A 17,747-nucleotide genomic window follows, 5' to 3' on the forward strand; every position below is an offset into this window, starting at 1 on the left:
GTTGGAGAGGTCAGTGAACTCAGACGCCGATGACGCGAAGCGTCGCCGGCGGCGTCACGCTGACATTGACGCGCGCGAGCTGACGAATATCGGCAAGACCGAGCAGATAGGATACGACGGATTCGCCGCCGCGGTTTTCGTTGGCGCGGTCGGGGTGCAATCCATCCCGGCAACTGCCGGTCTCGGGGTCGACGAGCGCGATCGACAAATCGTTATGACCAAGAAACCAGGCGAAAACGTTGCTCGCGATCGCTTTCCACTCGGCATCACCTTCCGCACGCCAGGCAGTCAGGCAAGCTGCGATCGTTGCCGTTGCCTCTACCGGCTGCTGGTCGAACGCGCGAGGCGCTTGGCGCGGCTCACCGAAGCCGGCAGTGCCAATGGGGCGGAAATGTCCGGTCGAAGCCGTTTGCTGCGTCATCAGCCAACGCAAGGATCGCAATCCGGCAGCGAGGTATTCGGGGGCTTGCGTGGCCATGCCCGTAAGAATCAGGGCTTGCGACAGGCGCGCATTGTCATATGCCAAGCTCTCCTCGAACCACGTCCAGTCCGGCGTCTCGACGGAAGCGAACGCCGCCATCAACCTATCGGCCAGAGCATGCCGGATCTCCCGGGCGCGCGCATCATCGCGAATAGCGGCGCAATAGCCGTCCAGACCCAGCAGGGTGAACGCCAACGCGCGAGGCGAACCAAAGGCCTCGACGACGGGGAGTGCCTCGGCAAACAAGCCGGCAGCCCATCGGCGTCGCGACGGGCTTGCATCCCTGCGTGCGCACTCACCCAGCGCCCATAGTGTTCGCCCATGACTGTCCTCGGAGCCCCGGTCTTCGAGCCAGCTTCGATTGAAGCCCATGAAATTGCGAAACCGTCTTGTGTCGGGATTCCACGCATGCTGAACGAACGCGGCAAAACGGGCCGTCAACCCTTCGGACAGACGCGTCTCGCCGGGATTGTTGAGGGCGCACGCCAGCAGCAAGGCACGGGCATTGTCATCCACGCAATAGCCGTGAGCCCGATCTGGCACCGAATGGACAGCGTGCTGGAACAGGCCGGTATCGTCGCACATCGAGAGAAAGTGATCCAGTTGCATATCAGATGCCGCCGGGCTGTGCGCGACCGCGACCGGCCCGGTACGTGCCGCTACCTTGAGCCAGTCACCATGACGCGCATTCTCGAATGTAGCTATATAACGCTCGGCCGTGCGCTCCCATGTCATCGATCGGCTGATGGCGTAGGCGCGCTCGCGCATCGCCTGCCGGCGAGGGGCATCGGTGAGCAATTGCGCGATTTCCTTGCCGACTGCGACCGCGTTGCCGAAGGGAACAATCACGCCGCGGCCGTCGCCCAGCAACTCAAGCGCATGCCAATACGGAGTCGAAACGACCGGCTTGCCCAAACCAAAGCTGTAGGCCAGCGTCCCCGACGTCATCTGCGCTTCATTGAGATAGGGCGTAACGTAGACGTCGCTCATGGAAATGAATTCCAGCAACGTCGCCTGATCGACGAATTGGTCGAGGAACACGACGTGGTCGTCGATGCCAAGCTCGCGCACGCGCGTCATCAGACTCTCGCGATACGCTTCGCCCTGGTCGCGCACGAGATTGGGATGCGTCGCCCCGAGCACGACATAGACCGCGTCCGCGCGACGTTCCAGGATCAGAGGCATCGCGTCAATCATGACCTCAATGCCCTTGCTGGGGGACAGCAGCCCAAACGTCAGAATGACGGACCGACCGCTGAATCCGAGCTTTGCCTTGGCTGCGTCAGGTTCGGCGAACGGAAAATCGGGGATGCCGTGGGCAATAACCTCGATCTTGTCGTCCGGCACGCGATAGACGCTACGCAACATCTCGCGTCCCTTGTTCGCCATCACGACGATCTTCGAAGACGCCTCGACAAGGCGCTCCATCACCGCACGCTGGGCGGCGGTTGGCTTGGCCAGAACCGTGTGCAGCGTCGTGATGACGGGCATGCTGAGGCCCGAAAGCAGTTCAAGGATGTGAGCGCCGGCTTCACCGCCGAAGATCCCGAATTCATGTTGCAAGCAAACGACGTCGAACCGGCCCGCGTTCAGGAAGGCCGCGGCACGGACATAATCTTCAACGGTGTCATCCTTGATCTGCAAGGCGACGGAGGCGGGATAATCATAGGCCTGTCCGTGGTCGTTCATTGCAATGATGCTGACCTCCATGTCCGGGCGCGAATCCGAAATCGCCCTTTCCAGATCGGTCGTAAACGTCGCGATGCCGCAACGGCGAGGCAGCGAATTGCCGATGACGGCGATGCGGCGAAGCGGTGTCAAGTTCGCGCCTCGACGCTGCCCGCAAATTGCCGAACTGAATGCGTGGCTGGATGAGTAGGCTTGACCGGCTGCTCACCGAGACTCTGCAACAGAGAATCGATCGGGCGGCTGGCGGGATACGCAATCAGCGCGCTCAGACCATTGTGGCCAACCTCGATGCTGTTGCGGCCGCCACCAATGAAGATGGCTTCCCCGATCGATGCCGCGGTCAAACCAACTGCAGCGTGTCCGTCGAGTATGAGCATCCAGGTCTCCGGTTCAGCAAGCAGCGCCCAGCTTGAACCTTCGGGAAGTTCAACGCGCTCAAGCACGAAATGCTTGCTCGCGAGGAGAAGGGTCCGATTAGCGGTAACGGCCGTCGGTTTGCCTTGCGTTGGAAGCGGCCATGGATGGGCAACGGCGACGCCATTGTCTTCGTGCAACTCACGCTGCCGACCATAGTCGAACAGGCGGAATGTTGCGTCGCTGCGTTGCTGAATTTCTGCGAGCACGATGCCGGCGCCGATGGCGTGGATGGTGCCGGCCGGGATATAGATGACATCACCTGCGGCAACCGATCGCCAGTGAAGGAGTTCGGCGATCGAACCGTCCTGGATCGTTGTGCGCAATTGCTGCGCCGTTACCTGATGTTTTAATCCAGCGCCGATCTGCGCGTCGGGCTGAGCCGAGAGGATGTACCATGCCTCGCTCTTGCCGTTCGGCATACCCATCGCGCGCGCGAACGTGTCGTCTGGATGAACCTGGATGGATAAGGGTTCGCTGGTGAACAACAACTTGAGCAGCAAGGTGGGCGTGGGCGCGTTCTCGTCGGCGCGCTCGAACCACAACTCGCCGACGGCACCACGAGACCCGTCAATATTGCTCCAGGGTCTGAGATCGCCGACGCCCCAGGGCTTGTGGACGATCCGCACGGCGGCATGTTCGATGGGCATAGGTGATCCTGACCCCTGACGCACACGTGCTGGCGACGTGCCGTTGATCGATTTCGTCGATAGGATTTGGCGTGGCTAAGGCGTCGCGCATCCGGATAGGCGCTCAAGGCGCTCGGATACTGAGTTCCTAAGTGGCTACTCCACCGCTCGATTACAACCTCCCGCAGGGCGCTTTGCTCCAGTAGCGTCGGTCTCGTTAGCTGCACACCGTTCTCACAGCCCATTCAAGGGCCAAAAAATGCCTGGCTTCCAGAATAGAAAGCCGCACGCGGACCGCAAGGTTCGAGTCGGGCCGCAACAGTAATGAGCACTTCGTGAATTGAAGTCTCTCCCGGTCCACGCAGCGGGCACATGGTGCATTACGCCGCGGACGCTGAGATGCAGATCATTTCCGTTTGGCGGCCGACGGAGGATTGATTTCCGCGATCCGCCGCAGGCAATCGGCCTCCGACTCGTGAGGACCGGACACAAATGTTCCACTGACTTTGATCGAATACCATCCAGACACCACGCCCAGCCGAACGGATTCTTCCAACTTGACGTGCCGCGGTGAGAGATTTTGCATAAGCTGCTTTCTGTTGAGAACCCGACATAGGCTCCTATTCTTCGTCACCGGCTCGTGCCAGCTCGGCTCTCGCCGTCGAGCGGCGAGAGTGCCGAGGCGACCAGAGTCGGGGCGCGCATATCGGTCGGCGCCAGATTCGCGCAAAGGTCGGGCACGTAGTGCGCGTTTGTCGCCGTCTCGGGCTTATGATGACGAGAACCGCGAGATCGACCAGAGTCTCGCGACGAGACCCGCTCGCATCGTCGCATTGCGCATCCGCGAGCGACAGCGCGGACGCACAAGAGTAAGTCGTTGTTCGGCCTCTAACGCACCGTGCGCGCTTTCCCGACAAATAGCTATCGGTTTCTCACGCAGACACGCTCGCTGCCGAATATCGCTCCGGCAATGCCTTGTATGTCGCTCGCGCGGACATAGTTGCAGAAGGTTGGCAGTCTCGAGATTCGACTGCGAGGGCTGAAAATAGAACAGAGGGCACTATGAAATTTCGTCCGCTCCATGACCGAGTGGTGGTCAAGCGCATCGACGCCGAAGCAAAGAGCAAGGGCGGCATCATCATTCCGGACAATGCAAAGGAAAAACCCTCTCAGGGCGAGATCATGGCCGTGGGTGCGGGAGGCCGCGACGAAGCGGGGAAGCTCATCCCCATCGACATCAAGGTCGGCGACCGCGTGCTGTTCGGCAAATGGTCCGGCACCGAAGTCGTGCTCAATGGCGAAGACCTCCTGATCATGAAGGAGAGCGATATCATGGGCGTGCTCGAAGTCAGCGAGTCCAAGAAGAAGGCGGCGTAATCTGCCGTTGTCCGATCCCGTCCTGAGTAGCCGGCGCAGTCGGCCTCTCGCAGGACGAGGTTCAAGCCTACCTGATGATCTCATTGCCCAGACGTCCTTCGGGACAGTCGCATGAGCATCCGTTCCCAAGGGGATCATAATGTCCGCCAAAGAAGTGAAATTCGGCGTCGACGCGCGCGACCGCATGCTGCGCGGCGTCGACATTCTCGCCAACGCCGTCAGGGTGACGCTCGGCCCGAAGGGCCGCAACGTCGTGCTCGACAAGTCGTTCGGCGCTCCCCGTATCACCAAGGACGGCGTCACCGTCGCCAAGGAGATCGAACTTGAGGACAAGTTCGAGAACATGGGTGCACAGATGGTGCGCGAAGTCGCCTCCAAGTCCGCTGACGCGGCCGGCGACGGTACCACGACCGCCACTGTTCTGGCGGCCGCGATTGTCCGCGAGGGCGCAAAGTCGGTTGCGGCTGGCATGAATCCAATGGACCTCAAGCGCGGCATCGACCTCGCGGTGGAAGCCGTGGTCGCCGACCTCGTCAAGAACTCCAAGAAGGTGACGTCGAACGAGGAAATCGCCCAGGTCGGCACCATCTCCTCGAATGGGGACTCCGAGATCGGAAAGTTCCTGGCCGATGCCATGAAGAAGGTCGGCAACGAGGGCGTGATCACCGTCGAGGAAGCCAAGTCGTTGGAGACCGAACTTGAGGTGGTCGAAGGCATGCAGTTCGATCACGGCTACATCTCGCCTTACTTCATCACCAACGCCGACAAGATGCGCGTGGAAATGGATGATGCCTACGTCCTCATCAACGAAAAGAAGCTGTCGCAGCTCAACGAGCTGCTCCCGCTGCTCGAAGCGGTCGTACAGAGCGGGAAGCCATTGGTTATAATCGCTGAGGATGTGGAGGGCGAAGCGCTTGCCACCCTGGTCGTGAACCGTCTGCGCGGCGGCCTCAAGGTCGCGGCCGTCAAGGCTCCCGGCTTCGGCGATCGCCGCAAGGCCATGCTGCAGGATATCGCGGTCCTGACCGGCGGCCAGGCGATCTCGGAAGATCTCGGTATCAAGATGGAGAACGTGACGCTTGCAATGCTGGGTCGCGCCAAGAAGGTGATGATCGACAAGGAGAACACCACGATCGTCAGTGGCGCCGGCAAGAAGGCGGACATCGAGGCGCGCGTCAATCAAATCAAGGCGCAAATCGAGGAGACCACCTCGGTCGCGAGAAGCTGCAGGAGCGTCTCGCCAAGCTCGCGGGCGGCGTCGCGGTCATCCGCGTTGGCGGCGCGACCGAGGTCGAGGTGAAGGAGCGCAAGGATCGCGTTGATGACGCGATGCATGCGACCCGTGCGGCCGTCGAAGAGGGCATCGTACCCGGTGGCGGCGTCGCCCTGCTCCGTGCTTCCGAGCAGCTCAAGGGCCTGCGGGCCAAGAACGACGACCAGAAGACCGGCGTCGAGATCGTGCGCAAGGCACTGTCCTACCCCGCTCGCCAGATCGCGATCAACGCCGGCGAAGACGGCTCGGTGATCGTCGGCAAGATCCTGCAGAGCAAGACATACGCCTACGGGTTCGACTCTCAGACAGGCGAGTACGTCAATTTAATCTCGAAGGGTATCATCGATCCGACAAAGGTGGTGCGTGTGGCCATCCAGAACGCCGCGTCTGTTGCGGCGCTCCTGATCACCACCGAAGCGATGGTTGCCGAAATCCCAAAGAACACCGCGGCTGGCGGCATGCCTCCTGGCGGGGGCGGCATGGACTTCTAAGTTCACCCTCAGCCTTATAACGGAGGCCCGGCAGCAATGCCCGGGCCTTTGCTGCATTGATTGGTCGACTTTCATTCGCCTCGGGGACGCCCGGACGCCATAAGAGCGAGGTGCCGAAAGCTTCAACGTGACTTCGGCAAGGTCTACCCGTGCAGAAGTTCGTGCGAGATTACTTCTTCTTCGCTTTGGGTTGTTTCTTTGGCACCGGGCCCGCCGCGGCTTCCCGTGCCAGCCGCTCTGCCTTCAGCCGCTCTCGATTCGCGAGCGCGTGCTCGGACATCGCCTTCTCCGCCTCGACGTGGCGGAAGGCCTTGCGTGCTTCACGCTCCGCTTTACTGATTGGTTTGGTCGGTTCGTATTCACCAACTGATTTTGTCATCTTTTCCGATCTGATGCTTCGCTCGAATGGGTCAATTCTTGCTTTTGAGCTCGGCATCTCTCGCCAGGCGCTCGGCCCTGAGACGTTTATGGTTTTCCTGAAACTCTGGATCGGCGTGGCTGTCGGCTATCGTTTGCCGCGCCCCAACGGGGTTTCGCGCCTTTCGGTCCGCTTCGTCAGCGACCTGTTGCTCGGCGGAGCGCTTCCGTTGGGTCATTGCCAGATCCTTGCACCCAAGATTGATACAGGGGTACCCAAATCATTGGCTACCCAAATCATTCGTGGGGCCTGTGATAGGTCGCCCACGCCGCGATTTAAAGGCTGCAGTGCCTGGACGCCATTGTGGCACAGCATGCTCCACGCTAGAGCAGCGGATACCGTATCAAGAGCAAGTCGGAGAATATCGAGCGAATCGTAACGGAAGATCAACTGTCGTACTCTCAGTGATCTAGCTAGCACTACTTTGGCAGAATCTATTTGCGCCAGTGTTTTTCAAGGATTTGTTTTCGGCAGTATGGACACCGTTGAGACGGCGGCCGAAGGATGAGATCGACGATGGCGTGACGTACGGCGGGCATGGTTGGCTGAGGCGGAGGCCCGTTGATTCTTTTTTTCCGCCCCGCGTGTGCGAGGCGACGATGCTGCGAGCGCGCTTCAAACGAGACACGTCGCTTGTCCAACTGTCAGGCAGAAAGAGACGTAACGCGACCATCACTGGCACTTCGCCGCGCGCAAGCGTCAAAGACACCAGCGTTTGGCAATTTGCCGTTTTGCCAAGAGCCGACGCGTATTGAGCCGCAACACCAACCGAGCGTTCGCCCTTCTTCGGCAGTGACGTGTCATCAATAACGAGCACCGCATCGCTACCGCCGACAAGTCGGTCCGCCTGGTTGAGCAGCTCCGTCTCCAGCGGCGTCGCGTCCCAGACACCGTCCGCAATGAAATGGTGCAGCTGGTCGTACTTGCCCGCGGCAAGGCGCTCCGCCATCGGCTGAACGCTCTTGCGGTCGCCAGGACCGATCAGTCCCGCAACATACAGAGGACACATCCGCTGCCGAGTCTTATGACCCAGCCGGTCCAAAAACGGCATCAGCCAGCGTTCAAGTTCGTCTTCCCATCCCGCCATGGTCAGCCCTCCAAGAGCCGACCACCCATGAATCATTCAAAATTGATTCGGGAATCCTATAAAGCACGGCAAAACCAACAATCTGCCAAAGTAGTGCTAGCACTACTTTGGCAGAATTGGTTTGTGCTGCAGTTTTGCACGGATACGTCTTCTGCAGTAGGGGCATCGCTGCGATCGCTGCCGTAGGATGAGATCGACGATGGCGTGACGTACTGCGGGCATGGTTGGCTGAGGCGGAGGCCCGTTGATTCTTTTTTTTCCGCCCCCGTTGTGCGAGGCGACGGTATTGCAAGAAGGCGTAGGCGATCATGGTCATTAGTCCGTGACGATGAAGACCTTGCCATGATCGCCCTTCGAAGTGATCAAGTCCAAGCTCCTCTTTCAACTGCTGATGCGCCTGCTCGCAGATCCATCGTGCTTTTATGGTGGCGGCCAGTGTGCGCAGATCCGTCGACGCAGGCAGGTTGGCCAGATAGTATTTTTTCTCCCCTGAGGCACGTTGCTCGCCAATGAGCCAGGCTTCGTCGCCCGGGAGATGCTGTTGACCCTTATCCCATATCCGCTGCGGAGGTCCGTCGGCGGTGCGGACACGGACAGCAGCAAATCGGGCTTTCAGTCGACCTTTCGTCCGGCTGCGCCCCTCACGTTTTTCCACCTGGCGCTCGCCAGCATTTGTTCTGCCGCAATCGACAAAATATCTGGTACGTGGTGCTTCCGGGGTTTCCCGCGGACTTTGGTAATCGGCCAAATGAGCTTCACATTGACCGGATACACCTTGAGATGCCGAGGGATGCCGACGGCCCAAGCCAGCCCGCGCTCTGTCAACCCTTGTCGAAACGGTGCGCTGAGCCCGTATCCCGCATCCGCCAGTACACATCCAAAGCGCACGTTAGCTGCCATCGCGCGGTCAATCTCGGCCAAAGCAATTTCCGGCTTGGACCGTGCCGTTCGATGTTCGACCGGCACACGAGCGCGCTTTAGACGAGACAGGTCGCTAGTCCAGCTGTCAGGCAGAAAGAGACGCAAAGCGATCATCACCGGCACTTCACCTCGCGCAAGCGTCAAAGACACCAGCGTTTGGCAATTTGCCGTTTTGCCGAGAGCCGACGCGTATTGAGCCGCAACACCAACCGACCGTTCACCTTTCTTCGGCAGTGAGGTGTCATCAATGACCAGCACCGCACCTTGCCGCCGACAAGCCCGTCGGCCTGGTTGAGCAACTCAGATTCCAGCGATGACTCGTCCCAGACACCATCGGCGATGAAATGGTGCAGCTGATCGTAGTTGCCGGTTGCGAGGCGTTCTGCCATCGGCTGAACGCTCTTGCGATCGCCAGGACCGATCAATCCCGCAACGTAAAGGGGACACATCCGCTGCCGGGTCTTATGACCCAACCGCTGCAAGAACGGCTTCAGCCAGCCTTCGAGTTCGTCTTCCCATTCCGCCATGGTCAGCCCTCCAAGAGCCGACCACCCATGAATCATTGAAAAATCGATTCGGGAATCCTAAAAATTCAGAGGAATCCGACAATCTGCCAAAGTAGTGCTAGGCTGCGTACTCATAAAATCTGCTGCTAAGAGTAGGCGCGAGTGATGCGGCTAAAGCAATGTCTGCTTTGCCCATATTGGGAGCGACTCCGTGCGGCAGCGCGATAGTCCGCGATGGGTCCCAGTAGCGGAGATGGGCAGGCCACAGAAAGAGGCCGCCACCTGAGCCGGCCTTACTGTAATCGCATAACCTCGAAAGAATACCTCGCTTGCAACACGGGGCCGCTACCATCGCGAACGACGATCATTCACGAGCGGTTGGATTACCCATGGTCGCTCGCACGTCGTCTCTCAGCATGTCAGCGAGCGCATATGCCGCCTCGTTTTGGACGTCGTCCATGGTTGAGAGTTCCATTCCTTCTTCGTCCGGGGCCAGTCCGTCAGTACTAAGCATATCGAAAAAATATAGGGACATCGCTGCGCTCCAGTTGAGGCGGGAGCGCACGAATCTCTCGGCCATCGACGCCTGTTGTTGCTGTGTCGGTGGTAGACGCCCAATAGCTTGGGATTGACGATGTTCCTATTCCGGGGGCCTGAGACCGGAAGATTGCAGTCATTCGCTCAGGTGCGAGCCCGTCTCGGCTTGGCGGGCCTTGCGTAGAAGGGCTTCACGGTCGGCGCCAGGTGGAAGAGATCTCGCCTTCTCTCGTAAGCGCTTTGCTTCTTCAGAAAGGCGTTCTTCAAGGGACAAAATTTGCTTCACGCGGCGACGCTGCATAACAACCTCCCTCGCGCCTGCGGGTCCTAACCCCGCATGGTTCAGCGGCGATCCCAAAACGCGATCAAGTTCTCGTCTGTTCCTGACTGAATACAAATCAAAATTAGACCACTGTGAACTTCGCAGCGGCCGCGGGCCTCGGAAGCATGGCCCCGGGCCAACGGAGCTGCTCTCGTTGGGACAGTCACACGAGAGATTAAGACAGTGACACTTACCGAAGCGAGTCCCTTCGAAGCTGGTATGCATTGGTCGCTATCGGCGGGGACTTTCGTTGTGCTGAATAACTCTCTCACAGACGGTGCCGGCAGTACTGCGTTCTATGGCGTGACTCGAACTTCTACGGACATCCCGGCAAAAGCGCCGGTATTACCGACGAAGCTGCCGGACACCGGAATTGTCTGCCGGATGTCGCGCGCGACCGCGATCGGAATCAAGTTGAAGCCGCCGAGGCTGCGGTTCGTCGGGTCGAAAGTGATCCATCCGGCTCCCGGGACAAAGACCTCTGCCCATGCATGGGTCGATCCTGCGTCGCTAGATCCGAGGCTTCGTTGTTCTGGATTGTAAAGATAGCCGGAGACGATCCTGGCCCCGAACCCGAGCACGCGTGCTGCTTCAGTGAACAGCACCGCGAAATCCCGGCAAGACCCCCAGCCGCGATTTAGCGTTTCCACTGGCGTCTGCGTACCCTCATCATCACGGCTCTGGTACCGGACAGCTTCGGAAACGCCGACGCTCAGGTCCTTTAGCAGCGACAGCGTGTCGGTCTGACTTCCTCGAACGAACCTTTGTGCCCAGTTTCCCAGGATTCCCTCCGAGTCCGTGAACTGGGGGAGAGCCAAGGCGCCGAGATCGGTCCATTCGCCATCAGAATAGCGGAATGGGTACGACATGGCCGAGACGGCGATGTCGAACACAGGCCACGCAACCGCGTCGAGCTGAAGCTCCGCGACGCTGGCGATCACCAGATTGGCGGCTGTCATCTGAAACGTCGCCGTTGCGATCGTATTGCCAAACACGTCGTGTGCCCAGGTCAGGTCCGCATGTGGCGTTATCGTGACGTTGCTCGAAATCAAACGAAGCTCGCGGCTTTCGCGCGGACGAAGCATCAGGCGGTGCGGCATCAGGCGCACCTGTTCGTTGAATCGATAAGTCGTCGTGTGAAGGACCTTCAGCGCAATCAACGAAAGCTCCAATCAAGGGCAGGATTGCACCAGAGTAGAAGGTGCAAATGTCGATCCAGATGGCACCCCTCAGAGGGGTCTGCGTTCCAGGCATTGTGCTTCTGCTGCCGCGCTCCAAGCTCCCGCGGCCGAGGCAGGGCCAACGTTTGCTGACCACCACACTCGCTGGTCCGAAATTCAGCGGGTGTTCGCGTCAGCTGCGCTGTCTATCGAAATGCCTGAGCATTTCGGCGGCATTTCCGAGGATCATTGCCTCTTGCATCTTTCCTGCGCATTCCGCTCCAGGTGGCATGTTGCGGGCCCTGTCGAGGGCAGCCGTTGCTTTGAGGTTCAGCCTCAAAGTTAGCGACGGCTGAGTTAGCTCCGCCGGATCGAGCGACTTGTCGGCCGGAGCCGACGGCGTGGGCCTGGCGAGGTGAACTACCATTGAACGATCATCGCAGAGACGATCAGCAGCACAAAAAAGATCGGTAGCAGCACCGGGGGGACGAGCCACTCATGAATACTGAACGCGGAAGTTCTTGACATATTGACCGGCTCTTGGTCGCGGCGGGAGCGCGATGCTCTCAGTCACCGATGATAGCCGAGGGGCGCGCGGTGATATCAGCAATATGGCGTTTCATCCTCAGAATAGCTAGGCCAGCGCAACAATTGAGGTGATCGGGCTGCGGGGTGTCGCGCGGCCGGAATTTCTGAATGCGCTCAATTCCAGCCGCTTCACGATTGTGTCGTTTGCCATGTCGCTCGAGGATCCGAATCGGGATAGCGGGAGTCTCGCGACTCTCCCCTCCCACACCACCGTACATACGGGTCCGTATACGGCGGTTCACCGGATTGAGCGCGAACGGTTTGTTTTGCGTCCGCGCCAGAGGTTCAAGATGGTGGACTCCGTCGCGTCGGCTTCGGCTCCTTTGAGCGGCGCCGTCCGGGCTTCACCCCTTCCCGCCGCTCCCAAGGCCAGTGACCTGGATTTCCGCCGCTTGGCCGGCTCGAGGTTTCCACATCCAAACGTCTTTCCAGCGTTCGGGCCTTCAGCGAAACTCGTTCCGCCTACTATGCCGTCTGCTGACTTCTCCGTCACGATCACGAACCTTGCGGCCCGCTCAGTCCGGTCTCCCGGACACGCCGGAGATCTCCCGAGGTAAGTTCGACCGCCTTCCCTGCACGCGCGCCGGATTTACCACCCCAGCCCTTGATGACTGTGGACTTTGCGACCCTTGACTCGCTCGTCCGGCTGGGTAGGCCTCGTTATCCGGTTCTTGTCCATCGGGCCGCAGGTTTGCTCCACGCTTCCTTCAGACCCCATCTCGCGATGACGCCCTTGCGCTTCACTAACCCTTCGCCGCCATCAGGCTGGGTAAAGGACTTCCACCTCCAAGCTGTCGAACATGCTCGCACACCAAGCGAAGGCCGCGGATTGCGCCGCGGCCTTTTGCGTTCGTCTCCTTAGTCTCTCAGTACCGGTCGGTACCGATTCCGACGCTTACGCCGGGAGCGCGGAAGCCGATGCCGCCACCGTCGTCATAGTGGCGCCGCTCAATGTAGCGCTCGCGAGGTGCATATCCGTAGGCATCGCTTCTTTCGCGGATGATAACATGTCGTTCGCCACGCTCGCGCCAGCAGCGACCGTCTTCGTTGCAGACCATCCGCACGTTTTGAATATTGCTCTCTGGCGGAATGGAAACCCCGCGGGCAAGCGGGGCAGCTGATGCAGCCGTCACGAGAAGCGTAGTTGCTGCGGCAGCCAAAGCGCCGGTAAAAATCTTCATGTCATATCTCCAAAGGGGAAAGAGAATTGTGTCAGTGAGCCAATAGGCTCGCGGCACGATGGTTCCCCCTGACCAGGAATAGTTGTCAGCGGGGCCGATCTGTTCGCAGACGCCCGAGGCAGGTCGACCTGGCAGAACTTCAGGGACACGATCGCGGGCTGAACGACCGCGCCGATCAAGATGATGTGCTCTGTGTCGCACAGCCAGTGGCCAGAAAGGGCTCGGTTGGCAAGAGCATCGCAGGCACCTTCCGCGAAATCACACGGGCCTGGTCGCCGTCAAAGATCGTCCTGACTAGCGTGCGCCCAAGCCACCGGCGCCGGCATTCAGATCCTCAGCCCCACCGGCCTTCTCGCAGGACACGCTTTTCGCGGGCTCCGGCATCAGCCTCGGCGACAGCCTGGATAAAAGGTTGAAGTCATGGAACAAATTCTCGTTCTGGTTGTTGTCAGAGTAATCCCCGAAAGCAGAGGGATTGAAGACGAAAAAGTCAGCAGTCAAAAATGATCAAGTCATTGTCATCACTGGCAATTTTCATGCTCCTCGGAGCCTTGGTGATCGCTTCGCCGGGTTTTGCTCCCAAAGTGCAAGCGGATGGAAGTCACGGCGCTGGCCAAAGCCGATCGGCTTGAAGGACGAGCCGTTGTCTCGAATTGCTCAACACAGGTCTGGCCGGAATTCGCCACTTCCTGTCTGCGACACGCAGGCTCTGGAGCGAAAATCGAAGAAGCTCGGCTTGTGACTGCCCGTCGATAGCCAGGCCCTGTTTGACCGTTGCCCTGAGCGATGAGCTTCGTTCAGCTTATTCGCCCCAATCAGTTCGAGTCAGAACACGCCTCATAGCGTTGAGATGAGAACTGCTCGGGCGCTGCGAATTAGCTCGCTATCCTTTATCGAAAAGCGCAGCAATGGCCGAACCGTGGCGACCGTCGGTCGCCGGGCAATCGGTCTATCGGCGTTCGCAAGCAGGGAGCTCTATCACCTCCCTCAGAGAAAGTGAGGTCGCCATGTCGAAGGATTCAACTCAGGTGCCGAACGTTCTCATCGTGGAAGACGAGATGATCCTGCGCATGCGTGCAGTCGACATCGTGGAGGATGCCGGATTCTGTCCCGTCGAGGCTGTCAATGCCGACGAGGCAATCTCGATTCTCGAATCCCGCTCGGACATCGCGCTGCTGCTCACCGATATTCAAATGCCCGGCAGCATCGACGGCCTAAAACTCGCTCATGCAGTGCACGAGCGCTGGCCCTCGATAAAGATCATATTGGTTTCCGGCCAAGTGAAGCCGTCAGAGGCGGAACGGCCAGCCAATAGCCGGTTCTTCGGCAAACCGCTCGGTGTCGAGCAAATGATAGCCGAGTTGCAGGCCATGGTCGGCGCAGGTGCGCTGAAGATTGTTCCGGCCGCAAGCGACTGGACGGCGGATGAGGCGTTTCCCGCCAAGGTTGATCCCTCATCACAATCGGCACAGGAAGCATTCCTGTCGGCCGAAAACAACAGCCTGCGCTTGCTGCTCGAACAAGCCGAGATAGATGCGCGGACCCTGATGATCCAAGCTGGGATCGACGCCGAGCAGCGAAGCGCCGCCGACAAACTGCAGAAGCTGATCCTTGGGGAGCTTCATCATCGCGTCAAGAATACACTCGCGATGGTTAGCGCGATCGCATCCCAGAGCTTTCGCGGAGCGCCGAGCATCGAGCACGGACAGAAGGCAATGGAGGGTAGGCTGCTTGCACTGGGGCGGGCGCATGATCTGCTGATGCAGGTAAGTTGGGCTGATGCGAGCCTTACTCACACACTGAGCAGTGCGACCGAGCCTTACGACAGTCCCGGAGACAGACGCTTTCATTTTAATGGACCGGATATCAGGATTACCTCCGTTGCTGTCATCGCCCTTGCAATGACGTTCAATGAGCTGTGCACCAACACGACTAAATTCGGAGCGCTGTCCGTGTCCTCAGGCCGCGTCGAGATTTCATGGGGAATCGACGAGTTGACGCAGAGACTTCGCCTTGTCTGGACAGAACGGGGAGGTCCCACGGTCGAGCCGCCAACGCGGCGAAGCTTCGGTACCCGGATGATGGGGTCTCTCGGCCAGCAATTGTCCGGTCAGGTGGGCCTCGCCTATGAACCGCACGGCTTCATTTACTCGTTGGATGTGCCGCTTAGCTCGGTCGCGGTGTCCGGTTGAAGACTGTCGCTGCAGCTCCGAAAGGCTTCATGGTTTCCGCACACAGCAAGAACTGGCGGTGTGCTCATTTATCCTGCCAACGCTTTGGCATGTCATTTCGACCTGCGCTGACTCACGTCTGATAACTTCTTTGATAAGCTTGTGGTTCTCCAACGGGAATCAACGCCATGCGAGCCGGAATTCGAATTTCGTCGCTTGTGCCGAGTGGGTTCGTTGTTGAGAGTGTAAGTGATTCATCTGGCTTGATTATTTTAGCCGTCCGATCCGAAGTCGAAATGGCCGAGTGCCCCTTGTGCGGCTCGAGATCGCGACGAATCCATAGCCGATACGACAGGCAAGTCGCGGATTTGCCCTGTGCCGGCAAACAAATACGCCTTCGCGTGATTACGCGACGGTTTGTTTGCGAGATACCTCATTGTCGGCGGCGGATTTTCGCTGAACGATTCGGGGACAACGTTCTGCCCACCCGGTCGCGCCGGACGGCACGGCTGGAATGCATCGTTCACCATTTAGGGTTGGCACTCGGCGGCAGACCAGCAGCGAGCCTTGCCAGGCGGCTGATGCTGCCGGTCAGCCACGATACGTTGCTTCGGGTCATACGACGGCGGGCAGCCCGACGAACCGATCCTCTGAGCGTCGTCGGCGTCGACGATTGGGCCTTTCGACGCAATCGCCACTACGGAACGATTGTCTGCGATCTCGAGCGGCGGCGGATTGTAACCCTGCTTCCAGATCGCGAGGTCGCTACAGTTCGAGTATGGCTCGCTGATCATCAGGAGGTCAGGATCGTATCGCGCGACCGTGGCGGCGGTTACGGCAAGGCCTCGGCAAAGGCGCTCCCTGACGCGACAGGTCGCCGACCGTTGGCACCTGATGGAAAACGCCAGTGCGGCCTTCCTCGACGCGGTGCGCAAGTCCATGCGCGCAATCCGGAGCGCCATTGGCTCGACGACAATCACCCCAGAGTTGCTCACTTCGGCGGAAAAACTACGATACGAGAGCTATCTGCGACGCCAGGATACGACTACGGCAATCCTGGCGCTCGCCAGGGACGGCGTTTCGATCAAGCAAATTGCCCGCCGCCTGGGTCATAGTCGCAATCTCGTTCGCCAGACGTTGCGGGGTGGGCGAGCCGACGTGTTCCAAACGCGAGCGTGTTCGCTCGACGCACGTTATCTGCTCCTTGAGAGCCTGTGGAGCAGTGGCTGTCGCAACGGCGCCGAACTCTGGCGTCGTTTGCAGGCGCAAGGGTTCCGGGGATCCCTGCGTTCGGTCGGCGAGTGGACATCACGTCGACGTCGGTCGGAAGCGGTCAGCAAACAACAGCTGCAAAGGGTGCCCTCCGCCAGATCTATCGCTCGTCTTATGACGATTAAGCGAGATTGCATCACCAAGGCTGATGCCGCGGTCGTTGCCGCAATCGAGGCTGGTGTGCCGTCCCTTCTTGAGGCCCGCACGCTCATCGACCAGTTCCACGATATGATCCGGAAAAAGGACGAGGCCAAACTCGATTCCTGGATCGCGAACGCAAAAGCAAGCCTCGTCTCATCCTTCGCGACAGGAGTCCTCAAGGACACCGCTGCTGTGCGCGCGGCAATCACGCACCCTTGGTCAAACGGCCAAGTCGAAGGGCAGATTACGAAACTCAAACTCGTCAAACGGCAAATGTATGGGCGCGCGAAAATTGACCTTCTCGAAGCACGGTTGCTCGGTGCAGCATGATCCGCGTCGCCGTCATCGAATTTGCGTCAGAGCCCCGATTTGGATGCCGATCACCCCGAAAACGGGGTCCTTATTCCATGCCGAAACACAGATCTTCCAAAAGAGGCTATTTTGTTACGTGACGCATGCGACCCTTGCTTCGGTCGCGCGGACTTTGCTCCTCCGTCCCAGCCTGCGTCTCATCCCCCACATTCCGACGTAACCTCACCGAGAAAGACGGGAGACGATCACATGGCTAACGCCCAATGCCTTTGCGGCGCTCTTTCACTGAAGTTGCGAGAAACGTCAAAGTTGATTGTCGCTTGTCACTGTCTCGCCTGCCAGCGACGAACCGGTTCGCCATTCGGCCTCGGCGTTTTCCATCCGATTGACACCGTCGAGATCTCGGGAACAGCTACGGAGTTCATTCACGTCGGCGAGAGCGGCGGTAAGGTGCGATGCTATTTTTGTCCTACATGCGGCTCGACGGTCTATTGGAGGCCCGACGTCTTGCCATCTCTAATCGGCGTCGCAGTTGGCGCGCTCGGCGACCCTGGCTTTCCGGGTCCCACCCTTTCGATATTCGAGCGGTCGAAGCATCACTGGGTCCATGTTGATGAGGCAGTCGAGCATTTCCAAGAAAGCGGGCGGCAGAAATCGTGACGGCCGGCCTTCCTTCAGAAGCGGACGCTCGGTCCGACACGCCGATTCGGCTGCATCGGGTCAAAGTGCGAACAACTCACGTTGAGCACATCTGGACCGTTCTGCTGTGATGAGCGG

Annotated in this window: 11 protein-coding genes and 4 pseudogenes; 5 read left to right on the forward strand and 10 right to left on the reverse strand. The window is 59.4% G+C overall.

Translation table 11 applies throughout. The features are described 5' to 3' along the window. Positions 1-19: 19 nt before the first annotated feature. The 3 genes from IVA98_RS28085 to IVA98_RS28095 all read right to left on the reverse strand — a co-directional run bounded on the left by IVA98_RS28085 (position 20) and on the right by IVA98_RS28095 (position 3,799). Entirely contained in the window at positions 20-2,302 is a 2,283-nt protein-coding gene (locus IVA98_RS28085; RefSeq protein ID WP_247355944.1) for a glycosyltransferase family 4 protein, read from the reverse strand. Further along, the gene (locus tag IVA98_RS28090) at positions 2,299-3,234 is read right to left on the reverse strand and encodes a class I mannose-6-phosphate isomerase (protein ID WP_247333568.1); all 936 of its coding nucleotides are present in this window, start codon (positions 3,232-3,234) and stop codon (positions 2,299-2,301) included. The genes IVA98_RS28085 and IVA98_RS28090 overlap by 4 nt, the downstream gene beginning before the upstream one ends. Before the next feature lie 385 nt (positions 3,235-3,619). Beyond that, on the reverse strand, positions 3,620-3,799 hold the full coding sequence (locus IVA98_RS28095; RefSeq protein WP_247333566.1) for a hypothetical protein: 180 nt from the start codon (positions 3,797-3,799) through the stop codon (positions 3,620-3,622). Between the two features lie 476 nt (positions 3,800-4,275). On the opposite strand from IVA98_RS28095, the gene IVA98_RS28100 reads away from it, so the two are divergent. Both IVA98_RS28100 and groL read left to right on the forward strand, forming a co-directional pair. Then, entirely contained in the window at positions 4,276-4,590 is a 315-nt protein-coding gene (locus tag IVA98_RS28100; protein WP_247333563.1) for a co-chaperone GroES, read from the forward strand. 139 nt (positions 4,591-4,729) lie between these two features. Further along, positions 4,730-6,354 (forward strand): annotated as a pseudogene (groL, locus tag IVA98_RS28105) (chaperonin GroEL). Positions 6,355-6,523: 169 nt separating this feature from the next. On the opposite strand, the gene IVA98_RS28110 reads toward groL, so the two are convergent. From IVA98_RS28110 to IVA98_RS28135, 7 genes and pseudogenes are all read right to left on the reverse strand, one after another. After that, complete coding sequence (locus IVA98_RS28110) at positions 6,524-6,733, reverse strand: hypothetical protein (RefSeq protein ID WP_247333559.1); 210 nt, start codon at positions 6,731-6,733, stop codon at positions 6,524-6,526. A gap of 31 nt (positions 6,734-6,764) precedes the next feature. Further along, entirely contained in the window at positions 6,765-6,950 is a 186-nt protein-coding gene (locus tag IVA98_RS28115; RefSeq protein ID WP_247333556.1) for a hypothetical protein, read from the reverse strand. A gap of 387 nt (positions 6,951-7,337) precedes the next feature. Then, positions 7,338-7,895 (reverse strand): annotated as a pseudogene (locus IVA98_RS28120) (IS701 family transposase); the annotation flags it as partial. 103 nt (positions 7,896-7,998) lie between these two features. Then, positions 7,999-9,343 (reverse strand): annotated as a pseudogene (locus IVA98_RS28125) (IS701 family transposase); the annotation flags it as partial. 307 nt (positions 9,344-9,650) lie between these two features. Beyond that, positions 9,651-9,866: a DUF6894 family protein gene (locus IVA98_RS37790; protein ID WP_524536425.1), complete on the reverse strand. Its 216-nt coding sequence runs from the start codon at positions 9,864-9,866 to the stop codon at positions 9,651-9,653. Between the two features lie 575 nt (positions 9,867-10,441). Beyond that, positions 10,442-11,305: a transglutaminase family protein gene (locus tag IVA98_RS28130; RefSeq protein ID WP_247334578.1), complete on the reverse strand. Its 864-nt coding sequence runs from the start codon at positions 11,303-11,305 to the stop codon at positions 10,442-10,444. 1,454 nt (positions 11,306-12,759) lie between these two features. Then, a complete protein-coding gene (locus IVA98_RS28135; protein WP_247355946.1) occupies positions 12,760-13,074 on the reverse strand; it encodes a hypothetical protein in 315 nt (104 codons plus the stop codon). A 1,007-nt stretch (positions 13,075-14,081) separates the two neighbouring features. Here IVA98_RS28135 and IVA98_RS28145 point away from each other — a divergent pair. The 3 genes and pseudogenes from IVA98_RS28145 to IVA98_RS28155 all read left to right on the forward strand — a co-directional run bounded on the left by IVA98_RS28145 (position 14,082) and on the right by IVA98_RS28155 (position 17,630). Next, on the forward strand, positions 14,082-15,266 hold the full coding sequence (locus IVA98_RS28145; protein WP_247334576.1) for a sensor histidine kinase: 1,185 nt from the start codon (positions 14,082-14,084) through the stop codon (positions 15,264-15,266). A gap of 167 nt (positions 15,267-15,433) precedes the next feature. Beyond that, positions 15,434-16,988: pseudogene (locus IVA98_RS28150) on the forward strand (ISL3 family transposase). A gap of 231 nt (positions 16,989-17,219) precedes the next feature. Then, entirely contained in the window at positions 17,220-17,630 is a 411-nt protein-coding gene (locus IVA98_RS28155; protein WP_247355947.1) for a GFA family protein, read from the forward strand. Positions 17,631-17,747 lie beyond the last annotated feature (117 nt).

Source organism: Bradyrhizobium sp. 160, from assembly GCF_023073735.1.
Taxonomy (GTDB): Bacteria; Pseudomonadota; Alphaproteobacteria; order Rhizobiales; family Xanthobacteraceae; genus Bradyrhizobium.

Coding starts and splice junctions, on each gene's coding strand:
- IVA98_RS28090 (WP_247333568.1), bottom strand. CDS start 3,234: ATGCCCATCGAACATGCCGCCGTGCGGATCGTCCACAAGCCCTGGGGC.
- IVA98_RS28095 (WP_247333566.1), bottom strand. CDS start 3,799: ATGCAAAATCTCTCACCGCGGCACGTCAAGTTGGAAGAATCCGTTCGG.
- IVA98_RS28100 (WP_247333563.1), top strand. CDS start 4,276: ATGAAATTTCGTCCGCTCCATGACCGAGTGGTGGTCAAGCGCATCGAC.
- IVA98_RS28110 (WP_247333559.1), bottom strand. CDS start 6,733: ATGACAAAATCAGTTGGTGAATACGAACCGACCAAACCAATCAGTAAA.
- IVA98_RS28115 (WP_247333556.1), bottom strand. CDS start 6,950: ATGACCCAACGGAAGCGCTCCGCCGAGCAACAGGTCGCTGACGAAGCG.
- IVA98_RS37790 (WP_524536425.1), bottom strand. CDS start 9,866: ATGGCCGAGAGATTCGTGCGCTCCCGCCTCAACTGGAGCGCAGCGATG.
- IVA98_RS28135 (WP_247355946.1), bottom strand. CDS start 13,074: ATGAAGATTTTTACCGGCGCTTTGGCTGCCGCAGCAACTACGCTTCTC.
- IVA98_RS28145 (WP_247334576.1), top strand. CDS start 14,082: ATGTCGAAGGATTCAACTCAGGTGCCGAACGTTCTCATCGTGGAAGAC.
- IVA98_RS28155 (WP_247355947.1), top strand. CDS start 17,220: ATGGCTAACGCCCAATGCCTTTGCGGCGCTCTTTCACTGAAGTTGCGA.